The sequence below is a fragment of the Streptomyces sp. NPDC056222 genome, from assembly GCF_042264065.1.
Lineage (GTDB): Bacteria > Actinomycetota > Actinomycetes > Streptomycetales > Streptomycetaceae > Streptomyces.
On the sequence record NZ_JBHJTL010000038.1, the window covers coordinates 51,452 to 69,201 of the forward strand.

Consider the following 17,750-nt stretch of genomic DNA (forward strand, 5'->3'; position numbering starts at 1 on the left):
GGTAGCCACGGCGTCGCCCATCTCTAGTCCAGCGATCCAATCGCGAGAAAGCCTGGGTCGGTTCCAGGTCGTCAGGCTGTGCGCACCGCCATCAGTAGTCCGCTTGCCCATGCCAGGCGTACGCATCGGAAGTCCTCGCGCTCGTCCAGCTCGGCCAGAAGGCGCTCGACGGAGGCTTCGTGGCCCTCCGGCCAGCCAGGCTGGGGGAAGAGGTCGTCGATCAGGTAGGTCCCGCCGGGAGCCACGAGGTCCAGGGCTCGGTCGAGGTGTGTGAACTTGCCTGGCCAGGTGTCCGCGAAGACGAGGTCGAAGGGAGCGCCGTCGAACTCCTGCAGCCATGTGCCACCGTCCCCGGAAACAAAGGTCACCCGCAGGTCGGCGCCCAACTGTTCTTGGGCGACGGCTTGGATGGTGGGGTCGAGTTCGACGGTGGTCAGGCGGGAGGCGGGGTCCATGCCGCTGAGGAGCCAGGCGGTGCCCTCCCCGGCTCCGGTGCCGAGTTCGAGGATCCGGCCCGCGGGCCGGGCGGCGGCGAGTGCTGCCAGGAGGCTTCCTGTGCGGTCCTCGCAGGACATGATGAAGCCCGCGTCGCGCGCCTTGGAGCGCAACACGGGCAGAGTGGTCGGGAGGCGGCACGGCGTGTCGTCCATCCGCAGATGATGCGAGGACCATGTCCCTGCGGGCAAGGTCATTTCTCATCGCCGTGCCGGTAGTTGCAGGCCGCGGAAGTATCGAGTGACCTGCCCTGTCGCGTCTCACTCGGCTCCTGGCAATGCCCGTCATCAGTGGATCGAAGTCGAGCAGCATCAGATGGTCGCGCTCCAGCCACGACTCATGGCCCACATGCCCGCCGCAGGTCGCCGACCAGTACCAGCCGCACCAGTTCCCCTGACCACGAAAAGTGGGGAACCGGCGCTCTGGAGGGCACTGACCTGCGGAAACACTCAAACGCTAGATCTTGGATCCCGAGTTGTCTGCTCCCTGCCTGCCTGTTTCGCGCAGGTCAAAGGCGTTCTTCGGAGCGTACAACGCATCCATGCCTGGTCAGCTGTCCCCAGGTGTTGCAGGGCTCACGCCGACTGATCGCCGACCTTTCTGATGCCGGCACCATGCCGGTGGGGTGCGCCGTCCCGCAGCCCTCCGCTTCGAGGGCACGGGATCAGCACGACTGTCGCCGCGCCGGCACACGACGCAGGTTGGCCGGTCAGTGGCCGACCCGCCGTCGTGCTGTCGTGTCGTGCAGGCCCGGCGGTGTGTACCCCGCGTCCCGCGCCGAGAGGGTGGCACCCGGCGGGACGATCTTGTCGATCTCGTCCAGCACGTCCGACGGCAGCGGGCTGTCCGCCGCCCCGAGCTGCTCCTCCAGCTGGGACAGCGTGCGCGGGCCGATGATCGGCGCGGTGACTGCCGGGTGGGAGAGCACAAAGCCGAGGGCGAGCTCGATCAGGGTGATCCCGGCCTGCTCGGCCAGGACGGCGAGCGCCTCGACGGCCTCCAGTTTGGCCGCGTTCTCCGTGCTGTCGACGTCGAAGCGTCCCGGCTGGCGGGCCGCTCGGCTGGACTCCGGTTGCGGCCGGCCGGCTCGGTAGCGCCCCGTCAGCCAGCCGCCTGCAAGCGGGCTCCACGGGATCACCGCCAGGCCGTACCGCTGTGCCACCGGGAGTACCTCGGCCTCCACGCCGCGGGTCAGGATCGAGTAGGGCGGCTGCTCGGACACCACCCGCTCGCGGCCTCGCTTCTCCGCGGTCCACTGCCCTTCGACGATCCGGGACGGCGGGAACGTGGAGGTGCCGAGGTAACGGACCTTGCCCTGGCGGACGAGGTCGGAGAGCGCACCGAGGGTCTCGTCGAAGTCCGTGTCGTCCTCCGGACGGTGCACCTGGTAGAGGTCGATGTGGTCGGTCCGCAGCCGCTGAAGGCTGTCCTCGACCGCGCGGAAGATCCACCGTCGCGAGTTGCCGAACCGGTTGACGTCCTCCCCCATTCGGCCGTGGAACTTGGTGGCCAGGAAGACGTCGTCCCGGCGGCCTGCGAGCGCCTCGCCGACGATCGTCTCCGACTCGCCCTGCGAGTACACGTCCGCCGTGTCGATGATGTTGATCCCGGCGTCGAGGGCGCGGTGGATGATGCGCACCCCGTCCTCGTGACTCGGGTTGCCCCGGGCGCCGAAGTTCATCGCGCCGAGTGCGAGCGCGCTCACCTGCACGCCTGTGCGGCCGAAGGGTCGGTACGGGATGGTCATGACGTTCCTTCCGTGGGAATGGACAGCCGTCCGGGCACTGCCCCGGATTCGGCGAGTTGGTCGACGCTCGCTGCGGCGCCGGTGGCGCGGAACGCGTCCCACAGCCGGCGGTACGGGCCGTGTGCCGCGAGCAGTTCCTGATGGGTGCCGACCTCGGCGACCGTGCCGTCCCGCAGAACGATCACCTGGTCCGCGCGGGCGGCGGTAGTGAGGCGGTGCGCCACGACGAGGGTGGTGCGCCACCGGGTGAGCGCGGCCGTCGCGGCGGCCACCCGGCGTTCACTGGCCAGATCGAGAGACGCGGTGGCCTCGTCCAGCAGCAGGATGTCCGGGTCGACGAGTTCGGCCCGCGCCAGCGCGAGCAGTTGCCGCTGGCCCGCGGAGAGGCCGCGGCCGCGTTCCCCGACCTCGGTCAGATAGCCGGACGGCAGCCCGGCCACCATCTCGTGCGCGCCGACCGCGCGCGCCGCGGCCTCCACCTCCGCGTCGGTGGCGTCGGGGCGGCCGTACGCGATCGCGTCCCGCACCGTCCGGCCCAGCAGGTACGTCTCCTGCGGGACGATTCCCAGCCGACGCCGGTATCCGGCTGGATCCAGTGCGCGCAGGTCGGTGCCGTCGACCCGTACGGTCCCGGTTGTCGGGTCGTAGAAACGGGCGACGAGCTTGACGATCGTCGACTTGCCCGCGCCGGTCGTGCCGACGAGGGCCACCGTCTGCCCGGCGGCGACGCGCAGGGTCACCTCGTGGAGCACCTCGCGTTCGCCGTCCCGGTAGGCGAAGGACACCCGGTCGAACTCGATCGCACCGCGCAGCTCGCGCACGGGCAGGGGGCGCGCGGCGATCGGTGTGCCGACCGGTTCGCGCATCAGAGTGCGCAGCCTGCCGAGTCCCACGACCGCCTGCTGGTAGCCGTCGAACGCCTGGGACAGCTGCTGGATCGGCGAGAAGAACAGCTCGACGTAGAGCAGGAACGCGATCAGGGTTCCGGCCGTGAGCCGACCGTCGCGCACCTGCCCGGCGCCGATCACCAGCACCGTGGCGGTCGCGGCCGTGCTCAGGAACTCGACGAACGGGAAGAACGTCGCCATCAGCCGCTGGGCCCGCAGCCGGGCGTCGCGGAACGCCCAGGCCAGCTCGGCGAAGTCCCGTGCGTTGTGCGCCTCGCGGCCGAACGCCTGGGTGACCCGGATCAGGGTCACGTTCTCCTGGAGGTACGCGTTGACCGCGCTGACCCGCTCCCGCGCGTCGAGGTACGCGGGCAACGACCGCGAGCGGAACAGCGCCGTGGCGGCGGCCAGGATCGGCAGTATGAGGAGCAGGGTGACGGCGAGACCGGCATCGATCACCAGCAGGGCGGCGAGCACACCGAGGATCGTCAGCAGAGAGACCACGAAGGTCGCCAGACCGGTCTGCAGGAACGTCGACAGCGCATCCACGTCCGTGGTCATCCGGGTCATGATCCGCCCGGCCGGCTCGCGCTCGTAGTAGTCGAGGCCGAGCCGCTGCAACTGGGCGTACGTGCGCACCCGCAGGGTGTGAAGCAGTCGCTCACCCGTGCGGCCGGTCACCCGCACCTGCGCGACGTTGACCAGCCAGCCGAGCAGCACCACCGCCGCCGCGACAGCGGCGATCAGCAGCAGCGCCGTCGGCGCGGACCGGGTGACGCCGCTGTCGACCCCGTGCCGGACGAGCACCGGGACGGCTATCTGCGCGAGCGCGTCCGCGCCGACGAGCGCAAGACCGGCGAACAGCGGCAGTCTGAACGAGCGCACCAGCGACCCCAGCCCGAAGTCCGGGTCCCAGGCGCGTGCCTGCTCGGGCGTGACCTTCGGGTCGGCGTCCTCGTGCGGCAACGCGGCCAGCCGGTTCTGGAGTTCCTCGCTCGGCGGGGCACCGCCGAGCAGACCCGCACCGTGCCCCGTCCGGCCAGGTCCGGACGTCGCGGCGGCCTGCGCGTAGGCGGCGGCGACCCGCACGCCGATGTCCCGGCCGGTCGTGGGTGTGTCCGGGCCGCCGCGCCAGAGCTCTTCGGTCACGCCGCGCGGGCGCGGAGCCTGTGCCGCGGACGCCTCGTCCACGCCGAGCTCGCCGGGTTGTTCGTCGGGGGACAGCAGCGACCGGTAGAGCGGACTGCGCGCCTGGAGCTCCGCGGCCGTTCCGATGTCGACGACCCGGCCGCGCTCGAGTACGGCGACCCGGTCGGCCAGCTCCAGCGTCGACGCCCGGTGGGCGATGATCAGCGTCGTACGCTGCCGGGCCAGTTGGCGCAGGCCGGTGTGGATGGCCGCCTCGACCTGGGCGTCGATCGCGGAGGTGGCGTCGTCGAGCACCAGCACGGCGGGGTCGTGCAGGATCGCCCGGGCCAGCGCGATCCGCTGGCGCTGCCCGCCGGAGAGCGTGAGGCCCTGCTCGCCGATCACGGTGTCGTAGCCGTCCGGCAGCGCGGTGATGAATCCGTCCGCCTGGGCCAGCCGCGCCGCGTGACGGATCTCCGCGGGCAGGGCGTCCGGGCGACCGTAGGCGATGTTCGCCCCTACCGTGTCGGACAACAGATGCGGCTCTTCGAACACGAAGCCGATCCGGGCCCGCAGATCGGCCGGCCGCAGATCGCGTACGTCGATGTCGGCGACCCGGACCGTCCCGGCGGTGGGGTCGTAGAACCGCGGCAGCAGCGATGCCGCCGTGGACTTGCCCGACCCGGCCGCACCGACCAGGGCCAGTGTCTCCCCCGGTTCGACCCGCAGCGTGAACCCGTCCAGAAGCGGGTCGGCCGTCCGGTCGCGGCCGAACACCACACCGTCCCACGCAAGGGCCGGCGGCCCGTCCGGCACGTCGACGGCGTTCGGTGCGTCGGTGATGTCGGAGGGTGCGTCGGTGATGTCGGAGGGTGCGTCGGTGATGTCGGAGGGTGCGTCGACGATGTCGAGCACCCGTTCCACTCCGGCGCGCGCCGGCTGCCACACGGTGAGCAGCATGGCCACCTGGCGCACGGGTGTCACGAACGAACCGAGGTACGCGGTGAACGCCACGAATGTGCCGAGGGAGATCCTGCCGTGCAGCGCCAGCCAGCCGCCCAGTGCGAGCACGGCGACCTGCCCGAGTGCCGGGACGGCCTGGAGCGCCGGGTTGTACTTGCTCGTGAGCCGGGCGACGCGGACCCGGGAGGAGAACAGGCTGCGCGACCGCCGTTCCAGCTCGGCCAGTTCGCGCTGCTCCTGCCCGAACCCCTTGACGACGCGGACGCCCGCGACCGCCGCCTCCACGGTCGACGCGACCTCTGCCGCCTCCTGCTGCGCATGCCAGTTGGCAGGGAACAGGTCACGGCGGCTGCGGAACGCGATCAGCCAGAGCACCGGCCCCACGACGAGGGCGACGAGGGTCAGCAGCGGCGACAGCGACGCCATCAGCGCCACCGACATGGCGAACATCAGCGCGTTGCCGAACATGTTCGGCAGGAACTGCAACAGCATCTGAATGAGCGTCACATCGGAGATGGCGCGGCTGACGACCTGCCCCGTGTGCAGATCGTCCTGCTGGTTGCCGCCGAGGCGCAGCAACGCGGCGAAGGCGTCGTTGCGCAGGTCGTACTGCACGCCGAGGGACACCCGTCCGGAGCAGTACCGGCGCAGGAAGCTCGCCCCGAACCGCAGCGCGCCGATGCCGAGCAGCAGCACGACCCATGGGGTCAGATGCGCCGTCGAGGCCTCCACCCCGTCCACGACATGGCGCAGGACGAGCGGCAGTACGGCCGTGGCGACCGCGGCGACCAGCGCGGCGCCGTACGCCCATGCCAGGTCGGCGCGGTATGCCAGGCAGTACCGGGTGAGCCGACGTGCCCATCCCGGAGCACCCGGTCCGTGGGATGCCTGGGACGTACGGTCCGCGGTCGTACAGGGGGTGACCGTCACGCGGACGCTCCGACGGCCGGTGCGGTCGTGAACGAGTCAGCGGGGCGGGGCAGTCCGTAGTGCTCGCGCAGGGTGGCACCGGTGTAGTCGGTGCGGAACCTCCCGCGTTCCTGAAGGATCGGCACGACCTTGTCCACGAACACTTCGAGTCCGGACGGCAGGACCGGCGGCATGATGTTGAACCCGTCGGCGGCTCCGTTGTCGAACCACTCCTCGATCGCGTCGGCCACCTGGACCGGCGTGCCGGTGAACGTCCGGTGCCCGCGACCGCCGCCGAGCCGGCCGATGAGCTGTCGCACCGTCAGCTTCTCCCGCCGGGCCAGGTCCACGATCAGGGTGTACCGGCTCTTGGAGCCTTCGATCTCGTCCTCGGACGGCAGGTTCTCGGGCAGTGCGCCGTCCAGGTCGAGGGTGTCCGGATCGAGCTTGAACTGCTGGGCGAGTTGCCGCTTGGCGAACTCGGGGCTGATCAGTCGGTCGAGTTCACGGTCCAAGTCCGCCGCCTCGGCCTCGGTGTCGCCGATGACCGGCACGATGCCGGGCAGGATCTTGATTCCGTGCGGATCGCGTCCGTGGGCCGCGGCGCGCTTCTTCAGGTCGGCGTAGAACGCCTGAGCCTCCTGGAGGGTCTGCTGCGCGGTGAACACCGCCTCCGCCCACCGGGCGGCGAAGGCCTTGCCGCTCTGGGACGAACCGGCCTGCACCAGCAGGGGATGGCCCTGCGGTGAGCGGGGGACGTTCAGCGGGCCGTCGACGCGGAAGAACCGCCCGACATGATTGATCCTGCGGACCTTCGCGGTGTCGGCGTGGATGCCGGCGCTCTTGTCGGCCACGATCGCGTCGTCGGCCCAGCTGTCCCAGAGCCTGGTGGAGACTTCGAGGAATTCGTCGGCGCGTTCGTACCGCTCCTTGTGCAGGGGCGTGTCGTCCAGGCCGAAGTTGCGGGCCGCGTCCGCGCCGGCGGTCGTGACGATGTTCCACCCGGCCCGTCCGCCGGACACATGGTCGAGGGAGGCGAACCGGCGGGCCAGGTTGTACGGCTCGTTGTAGGACGTCGAGGCGGTCGCGATCAGGCCGATGCGCTCGGTCGCCCCGGCGAGCGCCGTCAGCAGCACCGTCGGCTCGAGCCGTCCGGCCGGCCGGCGTGCCGGGTCGCCCTGCTGGCCCGGACTGTCGGCGAGGAACAGCGAGTCGAGCTTGCCCCGCTCGGCGATGCGGGCCAGGTTCCGGTAGTGCGCGACGTCCCAGCCGGCGTACGGGTCCGACTCCGGCAGCCTCCAGGCGGCCTCGTGGTGGCCGACACCCATCAGGAAGGCGTTGAGATGGAGTTCTTCGGCTCGCTTGCTCATGACTGTTCCTTCGAGCGGTGGGCGGGCAGGGCACCCAGGGCGCCCAGCAGGGTGGTGCGGTAGTGCTGGAATCGGGGGTGGCCGGGGTCGCGTTCGGCGGGCAGGTCGATGCGCAGGTCCTGCGCGAAGCCGCCGTCGTCGAGGACGAGCACCCGGTCGGCGAGGGTCACCGCCTCGTCCACGTCGTGGGTCACGAGCAGCACGGCGGGCCGGTGCGTCTCGTACAGGCGGCGCAGCAACCGGTGCATACGGATACGGGTCAGCGCGTCCAGGGAACCGAAGGGTTCGTCGGCGAGCAGCAGCTCCGGTTCGCTCACCAGTGACCGGGCCAGCGCGGCCCGCTGCTGCTCGCCGCCGGACAGTTCGTGCGGCCAGGCCGATTCCCGCTTGGCCAGGCTGACTTCGTCCAGGGCCGCGCGTCCGCGTTCTCGGGCGTCCTTCCCGGGCAGGCCGAGGACGACGTTGTCGAGGATCTTCAGCCACGGCAGCAGCCGGGAGTCCTGGAACACCAGCGAGACCCGCTCCGGCACGAGGATCTCCCCCGAGCCGACCGTGCTGTGGTCGAGACCGGCAACCGCGCGCAGCAGCGTGCTCTTGCCCGATCCGCTGCGTCCCAGCAGTGCCGTGAACTCGCCGCGGGCGATCGTCACGTTGATGCGGTCGAGCACCTGGCGGTCCCCGAAGGAACGGGTCAGGTCGGTGACGCGGACGGCGGCGGAGTCCACGGCCTCGGCCACCGGGGCGCCGCTCAGGCGGTGATCGTACGTCGCCACGACAGCACCCTCCCCTCCACCAGGCGGACGAGGGCGTCGGAGGCGAACCCGAAGGTGCCGTACAGCACCAGGCCGACGAGGATGATCCCGGACTGCGCGTACTGCTGGGCCTGGAACATCATGTAGCCGATGCCCGACGTGGCATTGATCTGCTCGACCACGATCAGGCCGAGCCAGGCCGCGGTCACGGCCAGCCGCAGGCCGGTGAAGAAGCCGGGCAGAGCGGCGGGCAGCACGACCTTGCGCAGGAACTGCCAGCGGGAGAGCCGCTGTGCCTCGGCGAGTTCCACATAGCGCGCGTCGATGGAGACCAGCGCCGCGTGTGTGTTGATGTAGATGCTCACCAGCACACCGAGCGCGATGACGACGACCTTCATCGTCTCGCCGATGCCGAGCCACAGAATCAACAGGGGAAGCAGAGCGAGGTTGGGGATCGAGCGCTTGACCTGCAGTGTGCCGTCCACGAACGCGTCACCGATGCGGGAAAGACCGGACGCGAGTGCCAGCACGACGCCCGCCGCGACCCCGATGAGCAGTCCGAGGAGTGCGCGGGTCAGCGAGGTCTGCACGCTGTCCTGCAACCGCCCGCTGGTCCACAGCTCTTGGGCGGAGGTCAGGACCGATGCGGGGGACGACAGCTTTCGCGGGTCCAGCCAACCGGCTGCCGAAGCCGCCCACCAGGCCACGATGATCAGCAGCGGGCCGAGGATCCGGCCGAACGGGATCGACTTGCCGCGCCCGAGGCGCCGTTGGAGTGCCGGGACCAGACCGCCGGGTTCCGGGTCCGGCCCCGGCGGCGGTGCGGAGGCCGGAGGGGCCTTCCGTGACACGCCGGTAACGGTGGCCGGGCCCCCGCCCGTACGGGCGGAGATGTCAACGTTCATCGGGGCTCCTGGGATCGGGGGGCGAGCGAGCGGAACGTGCTGGAATGGAAGACGAGGGGATCCACGGCCTTGTCGAGGCGTAGGTCGTGGACGCGGAGCACGACGATGTCGTGGTCCCCGGCGCGGACCTCGTTGTCGACCGAACACTCGAGCCAGGCACCGGCCCCGTGCAGCAGCACCGCGCCACCCGGTGTGGTCTGCCACGCGGCCCCGGCGAACCGCTCGTCGCTCGGACCGGCGAGCCGCCGGCAGAGCGGCCCGTGTTCCGCGCCGAGCACGCTGATGCCCAGGCGCTGGGCGCGGCGCAGCACCGGCCAGGTGCGTGAGGTGTGCGCCATGCTTACGGAGACGAGCGGCGGCGCGAGTGACACCGTCGTGAACGAGCTGGCCACCAGCCCGACCTGGGCTCCGTCGATCAGGGCGGCGATCGCCGTGACGCCGGTGGGGAACGCGCCGTACACGGCGCGCAGGGATGTCGTGTCGTGCAGCACTGCGGTCATACCGGAGCCTCCGTGGGGTGGGCGGCCGGCAGCCGCCGGGTTCTTCCGGTGGGCGATGTCGAATCGGTTCCGTCGGGCTCCTTCAGCAGGGGGAGCAGCCCGTCGCCGACCCGGGCGATCTCCTGCTTGTACGGCGTGTCCGACAGCACGAAGTGGGTCACGCCCAGCGCCCGGTACCTCCGCAGAGCGTCGGCGACCTCCTGCGCGGAGCCGACCAGCCACGTCGTACCGGCGCCGCCGCCCCCGTAGCGGCCCGGTGCCGTGTAGAGGCAGTTGTCCAGGACGTCGCCCCGTGCCGCCAGGTCGAGGAGGCGCTGCTGGCCGACCGCCGTACGACGCCGGAACGCTTCCTGGGCACGTGGGCCCTGTTGCGCCATGCGGGCGACCTTCTCCTCCGCCGCACGCCACGCCTCCTCCGTGGTGTCCCGGACGAGGGTCGTGATGCGCAGCCCGAACTCCAGCGGCCGGTGTCTGCGCCCGACCGTCTCGGAGAGCGCACGCAGCCGGTCGATCCGCCCGGCGATGCCGTCCAGCGGCTCACCCCAGAACAGCTGGACGTCGGCCTCCTGCGCGGCGACCCGCTCGGCGGCCGCGCTCGCGCCGCCGAAGTACAGCCGGGGGTGGAGTCCCTGTTCAGCACCCCAAGGACGCGGCCGAACCGTGGAGTTGTCCACGCGGTAGTGCTCTCCGTGGAACGTCACGTCCTCCTCGTTCCACAGGCGGCGGACGAGCTGGAGGAACTCGAGCGTGCGCTCGTAGCGGCGCGACCGGTCGAACTCGCCGTCGCCGTACGACGCGGCGTCGTCCAGTCCGCTGACGATGTTGACCAGGACCCGGCCCTGGCTGAGCCGGTCGAGCGTGGCCGAGGCCGAGGCGAAGTTCGCGGGGTGCCAATAGCCGGGCCGAATCGCGATGAGCGGCTTGAACGTCGTCGTGCGGGCGGCGAGGGACGCCGCGACGGTGAAGGTGTCCGGTCGCCCCCAGCCGGTGCCCAGCAGGGCCCCCGCCCAGCCGTGGTGCTCGACCGCCCGCGCCAGCTCCGTCGAGTGGTCGAGCGTGCCCCAGCCGTCGAGGGTGTCGTCGCCGCGATGACCGGGTTCGACCGTGTTCGGGATGTACCAGAGGTACTCGCCCATCTCAGGCCTGCCCGCGGTACTCGGAGGCTGCGGCCTGCGCGGCGATGTGCTCGAACCGTCGGTCGAACAGCACGCTGACGTCGAACTTCTTGACGAAGCCCGCGCCGGACATGAGATCGGCGATCGACTGCTCCCAGGCGATGGAGGAGTCCCAGTCCGTCGGATACAGCGGCTTCTTACGTGACTTGACGATCCGTTCGCCGGCTTCCTTGGTGACTCCCTGGTCCTTGACGTAGTAGGAGTCGATCCATTTCTCGGGGTTCTCCCAGGACCAGTTGTTGCCCTTGACCCAGATGGGGATGAAGGCCTGGATCGCGGCCGCCTTCCGGTCGTCGGCGAGCACCGACGTGGGTGCCCACAGCAGGCTCAGCAGGTCCTGGACGTCGGTGGGCAGAGTCCGCGCGCCATCCTTTTCGTACTGCTTCAGGTACTTCGTCAGCGACGGCTCGGTCAGCGGGGCGAGGTCGACCTGCTTGCCCTGAAGCGCGGTCAGGAACTGGGCGCTCGGCAAGGGCACCAGGGTCACGTCCTTGTAGGAGACCCCGTTCTCCTTCAGCCATTTCAGGATCGTGACGCCCTGCGCCTGGCCTTGGGAGAAGGCGATCTTCTTGCCGACGACGTCTTTCGCCGTCCTGATGTCGCTGCCCGGCCGGGTGGTCGGGATGTAGGTGACCGCCGTGTTGTGCGAGATGGCGACGATCTTGGCGTCGACGCCGATGTCATGCGCCTGGATCGGCGGCATCCCGGCGTTGCTGGCAAGATCGAGCGCCCCCGCACGGAACCCTTGAATGGTTTCCGGCCCGCCATTGAGCCGGACCCATTCGGCGGAGAACGGCAGTGGGCCGAGCGACGGCTCGGCGGCCAGCTGAGCCTGCGTCGTGCTCACTCCGACGCGGAGGGTGGTGCTCTTGTCGGGCGACACGGTCGGGAGCGCGCCGAACGTCGTGGCCGGCTCGTCGGAGGAGGCGCAGCCCGCGAGTGCCAGCAGCGCACCGCTGCCCAGGGCGAGAAATCCTCGGCGGTTCAACGGTCTTGAGGGGTATGTGGACATGACGGTACCCGGGGCCCTTTGCGTATTCGGCGCAATGACAGATGCGCGGTCTGGATGGGTTGCCGCCGGCGCCGTGTGGCGGGGGGATCCACATGCGGCGCCGGCGGCCTGTTTCGGCGGTGTCAGGAGGCGACGGCGACCCTGTGCTCGGCGGTGAAGGGGCGTCCGGCGACGAGCTCGGACTTGTGCCCGTCCGGTCCCACGGGGACATCGCCTATCAGCGTGACCCGGTGCAGCCGACGCTCGACGTCGAGGTGTTCCAGGTCGCGCGGGGCGAGGTGCGCGGTGGCCCGGTTGTCCCAGAACGCCACGTGTCCGGGCTCCCAGCGGAAGCGCACCGTGTACTCGGGCCGGGTGATCTCGGCGTACAGCAGGTCCAGGATGCGCTTGCTCTCGCCGGCGGTGACGCCGACGATGTGGCTGGTGAAACCGGGGTTGACGAACAGCGCGCGCTCCCCGGTCTCCGGGTGCACCCGCACCACGGGGTGCACGGACACGAGCAGGTTGTCGTTGATGCGGCGGGCATACTCGCTGTCCTCGCCCACCGGCCGGCTGCCGCCGTACCGGTGTTCGGCGCGAAGCGTGTCCACGAACGCCCGGACCGGGGCGGAAAGTCCCTCGTACGCGGCGACGAGGTTGGTCCACTGCGTGTCGCCGCCGACCTCCGGAACGGTTTCGGCGCGCAGGATGGAACCGGCGGGCGGATTCACCGCCGCGGTGACGTCGGTGTGCCAGCCGTCGAAGTAGCTGTACTGACGCTTGCGGTACTCGTCCCGGAAGTTCTTCCCATAGCGCTGCTCGAAGCGGCGCGGATCGATGGTGAAGATCTCCGGGTGGTCCTCCGGCGGGGCGTCGTCGTGCGGGTGGGCGTAGGTGAGCTCGCCGAAGTGGCGGGCGAACGCGATCTGGGAGGAGTGGTCGAGCTGCTGCCCGCGGAAGAAGACGACCTTGTGGCGGTGGAGGGCCTGCTTGATCCGTTCGACGGTCTCGGTGGACAGCGGTTGGGCGAGGTCCACGCCGTCGATGTCGGCGCCGATGTGACCGGCTACGGGGCGGACGGAGAGCGTGCTCATGTGGTGGGGTCCTTTCGGGCATGTCGAATACGGCGGCGGCGTTTGCCGCGATGGCGTCGGGGCGCGCGGAGTCACCTGACGGGCGTGTGCTCGCAGGCGTGGCAGACGCCGGGCCGGAGATTGCTCGGTTCCGGGCAGCCGAAGGTTGCTCGGTTCCGGGCCGGAGATTGCTCCGGTACCGGGCCGGAGATTGCTCCCGTACCGGCCCGGAGTCCGAGGGAAGTGAGCGGCGGTCAACGCCGCGGTGCGGACGCGCTAAGGCGCGTCGGCGGAATGCCGGTCAGCGGGCGCGACAGCCCAATCCGGCGAAGTGGTGCGCGCGGAAGGCGTTCACGGGGTGCCGGCCTGCGGCTGCCCGGATCGTGGCCCTCTGCTGTGCGTCCATGAGAGGAGTCTGCTGCCACGGTGCCGGTACAGACAATGTTTTGTGGCGGTACGGAAGAAACCCCGCCCGTCCGCTTCCGCTCATCGGGCGCCGCCGACGGTGCGCAGTCCCAACGGGTCCCGGTAGACGGCCGCGAGCACCGGCGCGGTCGCTGCCACCGCGAGCGTGTCCGTGCCGAAGGAGCCGGTACGCACCTGATCTCCGTCGCTCTCCAGCTCGCGGATCAACTCGTCCAGCAGCTGCGGGAGATGGATGGTGGCGGACTCGGTCAGCACCAGTGCTTCCGGACTGATCAGGTCCAGCAGCGGCTGTACTGCGTGCGCGATGAGCCGCAGCCGGGCGCGGCACAGGTCCATCGCACGGGCGTCGCCCGCCCGAGCGGCACGTACGAGCAGTTGCAGGTCGGGGTGCGGAATGATGCCCGCTGCGACAGCGCGCTGCGCGACGGCACGGTCGGAGACGGTGGCCTGCAGGCAGCCGGTACGACCGCACGGGCAGGGCTCCGTCGAACCCGGAACGGGCAGGTGGGCGATGCCTCCGGCGCCGTATTGACGGCCCTGCAACAGGATGCCGCCGGTGGCGATCGCCGCGTCGACGGCGTTGCCCACGAACAAGTGCACCAGGTCGCCGCCGCGGACCGCGCCGAACAACAGTTCCGCGTGGGCCAACGCCCGCGCATGGCCTTCCACATGAACCGGCAGCCCCAGCGCCCGTTGCAGCGTGCGCCGCAGCGGGATGTCACGCCAGCCGAGTGCGGAGTTCTCGACGAGGACCCCGGCTTCCGGGTCGACCCAGCCGCCGGTGACCACGCCCAGTCCGAGCACGGAGCGTCCGCCGGCGTGCCTGCGCAGAAAGCCGGGCAGCCGGGCAGCGACGTCGTGAAGGACCGCACCGTGCTGCGGCTGCCTGGGCACACGCTCATGCGCGATGACGCTGCCGCGCAGATCGGTGAGCGAGAACGTGAGCCGCGGTACCGCGATGTGCACGCCCACCGCGACGTGATGCGAGGTCTCGATGTCCAGCGGGATGCGAGGGCGTCCCGGCCGAGGCCGCCGCGAAGGCTCGGGCGGTTCCCAGACCAGCCCCATCGCGAGCAGTTCGGCCGCGTGCCGCGACACGGCAGCCGCACTGAGCCCCGTCTCCCTGATGATCGCGGTGCGCGCCAGCGGGCCCCCCTGCAGTACGGCCCGGAGCACGGCGGTCGCGCCGTCGGGCTGATCAGCGGCAGGTCTCCCGCCCGGCGTCGCGATGAGTGCTGGTCGCATCGATGGTCCTCGGTCCGGGGTTGGTCACACGGCGGCACGGCGGCCCCGGAAACCGAGGGGCTACCGGCGCTGGGGACAGTTCGACAACCTCATGCCCCGATGCTCGCAAGCGCCATGGATCCGGTCAACGATCGGGCGTTACGGGGCAATGACGGTTCTGCGAAGCCGACGTCCAGCCCTCCTCCCTGGAGAAGAGCGCAGCGGCTCCACTCCACGCCGGAGAGGTCCCGTCGGCCACCGGCTGACCCTCATTCCGGGGCGAGGCGCCGTCGGTGCCACCGAGCCGGCTTCGTACCGGCGCCTCGCCCCCTTCACTTCCCTCGCCCTTCCCCGCACCGTGGGCCGGCCGAGACGGCACGGGAGACCCCTGGAGCAAGATCGATGACCGAGCATGCCCTGCGCGATGCCTCCCCCTGACGGGGCGGTCCACCCACGCCGCACGGCGGGTGGCTCTCCCGGCAGCGCGAAAAACGCTCTGGCCCGGGCGGGAAAACCTGTGCTCGCGAGATGAGAATTTGGTGGACCGCGCGCTGAGGGTTTTTCACGGCTTCAAAGAGGGCCCGACATTTACGGCGCGCGTCACTGTTGCCGTGCTACTGTCGATCTCAGTTGCAGTTGTGGTTCCCAAGGATTTCAAGCACCCAGTCGGACTTTGTGTCCACTGCGAGCGCTTGCGCATTTCCGGCCCATTGGTCCGGCGGGGCAATCATTGCGGCGACACGAGGTCCGCACGGTGCGGATCACGTTGTACTGCCCCAAAGGAGATTTGACATGGCTACTGGTACCGTGAAGTGGTTCAACGCGGAAAAGGGTTTCGGCTTCATCGAGCAGGACGGTGGCGGCGCTGACGTGTTCGCCCACTACTCGAACATCGCCGCCCAGGGCTTCCGCGAGCTGCAGGAAGGCCAGAAGGTCAGCTTCGACATCGCGCAGGGCCAGAAGGGCCCGACGGCCGAGAACATCGTTCCCGCCTGACGCTGACGCGCACTTCGCAGCTGGGGCCCGCATCCCTCGGGGTGCGGGCCCCAGCTGCGCGCTTTCCCCGCAGTGAGTTCACCTGCGGTGATCCGAGGATTCCGCGGCCCCCCGCACGAGGATCCTCACCCGGGGACACCCGCGTTCGCACCGCTTCCCCGTTTCCAGGACCTGAGCCCGCACTTAATTTCGCCGGCCGGATTCGCTTTCACGTTCCATCCGGCCCATTCTCGCAATTCTCCGTGCGCTCGCCGCTGTGGGAATTCCTTGATATGCGCCGCATTCGAGGAAGGTTCCACATGAACCGCACACGCACGAACAATCGCTCCTCCGCCTCCTCTTCCCGCACAGGCGGGCGCCGGTTCGGCTCGGCGGCCTCCAGCCGTTCCGGCGGCCAGGCCCGATCGGGAGGACAGGGCCGCTCCGGCGGTTACGGCCGCCGGCCCGCCGCCATCCAGGGCGAGTTCGCCCTCCCCCGGACGATCACCCCCGCGCTGCCCGCCGTGGAGCGATTCGCGGAGCTCGACATGCCCGCCCCGCTGCTCGCCGCGCTCGGCGCCGAGGGCGTGAGCGTCCCGTTCCCGATCCAGGCCGCGACCCTGCCGAACACCCTTGCCGGCCGTGACGCGCTCGGCCGCGGGCGCACCGGCTCCGGCAAGACCCTCGCCTTCGGTCTCGCGCTGCTCGCCCGTACCGCCGGACGGCGGGCGGAGCCCCGCAGCCCGCTGGCCCTGGTACTCGTCCCCACCCGCGAGCTCGCCCAGCAGGTCACGGACGCACTCACCCCGTACGCCCGCTCCGTGAGGCTGCGGCTGGTCACGGTCGTCGGCGGCATGTCGATCGGCAGGCAGGCGGGCGCGCTCCGCGGTGGCGCCGAGGTGGTCGTCGCGACCCCCGGGCGCCTCGCGGACCTCATCGAGCGCGGCGACTGCCGGCTCGACCAGGTGGACATCACCGTGCTCGACGAGGCCGACCAGATGGCCGACATGGGCTTCATGCCGCAGGTCACCGCCCTGCTCGACCAGGTGCGCCCGGGCGGCCAGCGGATGCTGTTCTCCGCGACCCTCGACCGCAATGTCGACCTGCTCGTACGCCGCTACCTGAACGACCCCGTCGTCCACTCCGTCGACCCCTCGGCCGGCGCGGTGACCACGATGGAACACCACGTGCTGCACGTGCAGGGCGCCGACAAGCACGCCACAACCACGGAGATCGCCGCCCGCGACGGCCGCGTGATCATGTTCCTGGACACCAAGCACGCCGTCGACCGGCTCACCCGGGACCTCCTCAACAGCGGTGTACGGGCCGCGGCCCTGCACGGCGGCAAGTCCCAGCCCCAGCGCACCCGCACCCTGGCCCAGTTCAAGACCGGGCACGTGACCGTGCTGGTGGCCACCAACGTCGCCGCCCGCGGCATCCACGTCGACAACCTGGACCTCGTGGTCAACGTGGACCCGCCCACCGACCACAAGGACTACCTCCACCGCGGCGGACGCACCGCCCGCGCGGGCGAGTCCGGCAGCGTCGTCACCCTCGTCACCCCCAACCAGCGACGCGACATGACCCGCCTCATGGCCGCCGCCGGCATCACCCCGCAGACCACTCAGGTCCGCTCCGGTGAGGCCGAGTTGCAGCGCATCACCGGCGCCCGGACCCCGTCCGGCATCCCCGTCGTCATCACAGTGCCGGTGAGCGAGCGCCCTGAGCGCGGCGCCGCCTCGCGCGGCCGGCGCGGCCGCCCCTCGCAGGCCTCGCGCCGCGGCGGCCGGCGCCGGGGCACGTTCGACGCTGCGGCCTAGATCCCCGGCGCGCCCAGGTCGGCGCCCCTTTCATACTTCCCCCTTCCTCCTGTGAGTGAGGCATCATGCGCTGTGTCATCGCCCGGTTCCCTTTCGACCTCACCAAGGCCGACGTGCTGGAATCGATGAAGGGCGTCAAGCCCGAAACCGTCGTGGCCGAATCGGTGGTCATCGGCCGTCGCGTCTACCCCGTCATGCAGGTGGGACAGGTCATCACCCGCCAGGACCGCCGCGATTTCAACGCCGGCGAGGTCGTCCGGGCCATGACCCAGCTCGGCTTCACCGTCCGTGGCCTGCCGGAGGCTCCCGCGGCGGCCCTGAGCCCGCTCCAGCAGGCGTCCTCGATGCTCGGCAGCCACGTCACCGTCTGAGCGGCAGAGCGACACCGAAGGCCCCGACCGGCGTGTGCC

14 protein-coding genes are annotated in these 17,750 nt (G+C 70.7%); 3 read left to right on the plus strand and 11 right to left on the minus strand.

Annotated elements, in window-relative coordinates; translation table 11 throughout:
* Window positions 1-71: 71 nt before the first annotated feature.
* The 11 genes from ACFC0D_RS19585 to ACFC0D_RS19635 form a co-directional block, all read right to left on the minus strand.
* Window positions 72-650, minus strand: coding sequence for an O-methyltransferase (locus ACFC0D_RS19585; RefSeq protein WP_376437242.1), 579 nt, complete (start codon window positions 648-650; stop codon window positions 72-74).
* Between the two features lie 554 nt (window positions 651-1,204).
* Complete coding sequence (locus ACFC0D_RS19590) at window positions 1,205-2,242, minus strand: aldo/keto reductase (protein WP_376437245.1); 1,038 nt, start codon at window positions 2,240-2,242, stop codon at window positions 1,205-1,207.
* A complete protein-coding gene (locus tag ACFC0D_RS19595; RefSeq protein ID WP_376437248.1) occupies window positions 2,239-6,150 on the minus strand; it encodes an ABC transporter ATP-binding protein in 3,912 nt (1,303 codons plus the stop codon). Before ACFC0D_RS19595 ends, ACFC0D_RS19590 begins: the two co-directional genes overlap by 4 nt.
* Window positions 6,147-7,499, minus strand: coding sequence for an LLM class flavin-dependent oxidoreductase (locus ACFC0D_RS19600; protein WP_376437250.1), 1,353 nt, complete (start codon window positions 7,497-7,499; stop codon window positions 6,147-6,149). The genes ACFC0D_RS19595 and ACFC0D_RS19600 overlap by 4 nt, the downstream gene beginning before the upstream one ends.
* Complete coding sequence (locus ACFC0D_RS19605) at window positions 7,496-8,272, minus strand: ABC transporter ATP-binding protein (RefSeq protein WP_376437252.1); 777 nt, start codon at window positions 8,270-8,272, stop codon at window positions 7,496-7,498. The genes ACFC0D_RS19600 and ACFC0D_RS19605 overlap by 4 nt, the downstream gene beginning before the upstream one ends.
* The gene (locus tag ACFC0D_RS19610; RefSeq protein ID WP_376437254.1) at window positions 8,248-9,156 is read right to left on the minus strand and encodes an ABC transporter permease; all 909 of its coding nucleotides are present in this window, start codon (window positions 9,154-9,156) and stop codon (window positions 8,248-8,250) included. Before ACFC0D_RS19610 ends, ACFC0D_RS19605 begins: the two co-directional genes overlap by 25 nt.
* Window positions 9,153-9,656: a flavin reductase family protein gene (locus ACFC0D_RS19615; RefSeq protein ID WP_376437256.1), complete on the minus strand. Its 504-nt coding sequence runs from the start codon at window positions 9,654-9,656 to the stop codon at window positions 9,153-9,155. Before ACFC0D_RS19615 ends, ACFC0D_RS19610 begins: the two co-directional genes overlap by 4 nt.
* Entirely contained in the window at window positions 9,653-10,792 is a 1,140-nt protein-coding gene (locus ACFC0D_RS19620) for an LLM class flavin-dependent oxidoreductase (RefSeq protein ID WP_376437258.1), read from the minus strand. The genes ACFC0D_RS19615 and ACFC0D_RS19620 overlap by 4 nt, the downstream gene beginning before the upstream one ends.
* A 1-nt stretch (window position 10,793) precedes the next feature.
* A complete protein-coding gene (locus ACFC0D_RS19625) occupies window positions 10,794-11,819 on the minus strand; it encodes an ABC transporter substrate-binding protein (protein ID WP_376437260.1) in 1,026 nt (341 codons plus the stop codon).
* 146 nt (window positions 11,820-11,965) lie between these two features.
* A complete protein-coding gene (locus ACFC0D_RS19630; RefSeq protein WP_376437263.1) occupies window positions 11,966-12,916 on the minus strand; it encodes a TauD/TfdA dioxygenase family protein in 951 nt (316 codons plus the stop codon).
* Between the two features lie 465 nt (window positions 12,917-13,381).
* The gene (locus ACFC0D_RS19635; protein WP_376437266.1) at window positions 13,382-14,566 is read right to left on the minus strand and encodes an ROK family transcriptional regulator; all 1,185 of its coding nucleotides are present in this window, start codon (window positions 14,564-14,566) and stop codon (window positions 13,382-13,384) included.
* A gap of 771 nt (window positions 14,567-15,337) precedes the next feature.
* Between ACFC0D_RS19635 and ACFC0D_RS19640 the strand changes: the two genes are divergently transcribed.
* The 3 genes from ACFC0D_RS19640 to ACFC0D_RS19650 all read left to right on the plus strand — a co-directional run bounded on the left by ACFC0D_RS19640 (window position 15,338) and on the right by ACFC0D_RS19650 (window position 17,711).
* Window positions 15,338-15,541: a cold-shock protein gene (locus ACFC0D_RS19640; RefSeq protein WP_030224351.1), complete on the plus strand. Its 204-nt coding sequence runs from the start codon at window positions 15,338-15,340 to the stop codon at window positions 15,539-15,541.
* A gap of 299 nt (window positions 15,542-15,840) precedes the next feature.
* Window positions 15,841-17,340, plus strand: coding sequence for a DEAD/DEAH box helicase (locus ACFC0D_RS19645; RefSeq protein WP_376437271.1), 1,500 nt, complete (start codon window positions 15,841-15,843; stop codon window positions 17,338-17,340).
* A gap of 65 nt (window positions 17,341-17,405) precedes the next feature.
* Window positions 17,406-17,711, plus strand: coding sequence for an SCO5918 family protein (locus ACFC0D_RS19650; RefSeq protein ID WP_376437274.1), 306 nt, complete (start codon window positions 17,406-17,408; stop codon window positions 17,709-17,711).
* Window positions 17,712-17,750: the final 39 nt, after the last annotated feature.

Bases quoted from the DNA above. Each gene is read 5' to 3' on its own strand.
- ACFC0D_RS19615 (WP_376437256.1), bottom strand. From the start codon at position 9,656: ATGACCGCAGTGCTGCACGACACGACATCCCTGCGCGCCGTGTACGGC.
- ACFC0D_RS19640 (WP_030224351.1), top strand. From the start codon at position 15,338: ATGGCTACTGGTACCGTGAAGTGGTTCAACGCGGAAAAGGGTTTCGGC.
- ACFC0D_RS19585 (WP_376437242.1), bottom strand. From the start codon at position 650: ATGGACGACACGCCGTGCCGCCTCCCGACCACTCTGCCCGTGTTGCGC.
- ACFC0D_RS19630 (WP_376437263.1), bottom strand. From the start codon at position 12,916: ATGAGCACGCTCTCCGTCCGCCCCGTAGCCGGTCACATCGGCGCCGAC.
- ACFC0D_RS19650 (WP_376437274.1), top strand. From the start codon at position 17,406: ATGCGCTGTGTCATCGCCCGGTTCCCTTTCGACCTCACCAAGGCCGAC.
- ACFC0D_RS19590 (WP_376437245.1), bottom strand. From the start codon at position 2,242: ATGACCATCCCGTACCGACCCTTCGGCCGCACAGGCGTGCAGGTGAGC.
- ACFC0D_RS19600 (WP_376437250.1), bottom strand. From the start codon at position 7,499: ATGAGCAAGCGAGCCGAAGAACTCCATCTCAACGCCTTCCTGATGGGT.
- ACFC0D_RS19645 (WP_376437271.1), top strand. From the start codon at position 15,841: ATGAACCGCACACGCACGAACAATCGCTCCTCCGCCTCCTCTTCCCGC.
- ACFC0D_RS19635 (WP_376437266.1), bottom strand. From the start codon at position 14,566: ATGCGACCAGCACTCATCGCGACGCCGGGCGGGAGACCTGCCGCTGAT.
- ACFC0D_RS19620 (WP_376437258.1), bottom strand. From the start codon at position 10,792: ATGGGCGAGTACCTCTGGTACATCCCGAACACGGTCGAACCCGGTCAT.
- ACFC0D_RS19610 (WP_376437254.1), bottom strand. From the start codon at position 9,156: ATGAACGTTGACATCTCCGCCCGTACGGGCGGGGGCCCGGCCACCGTT.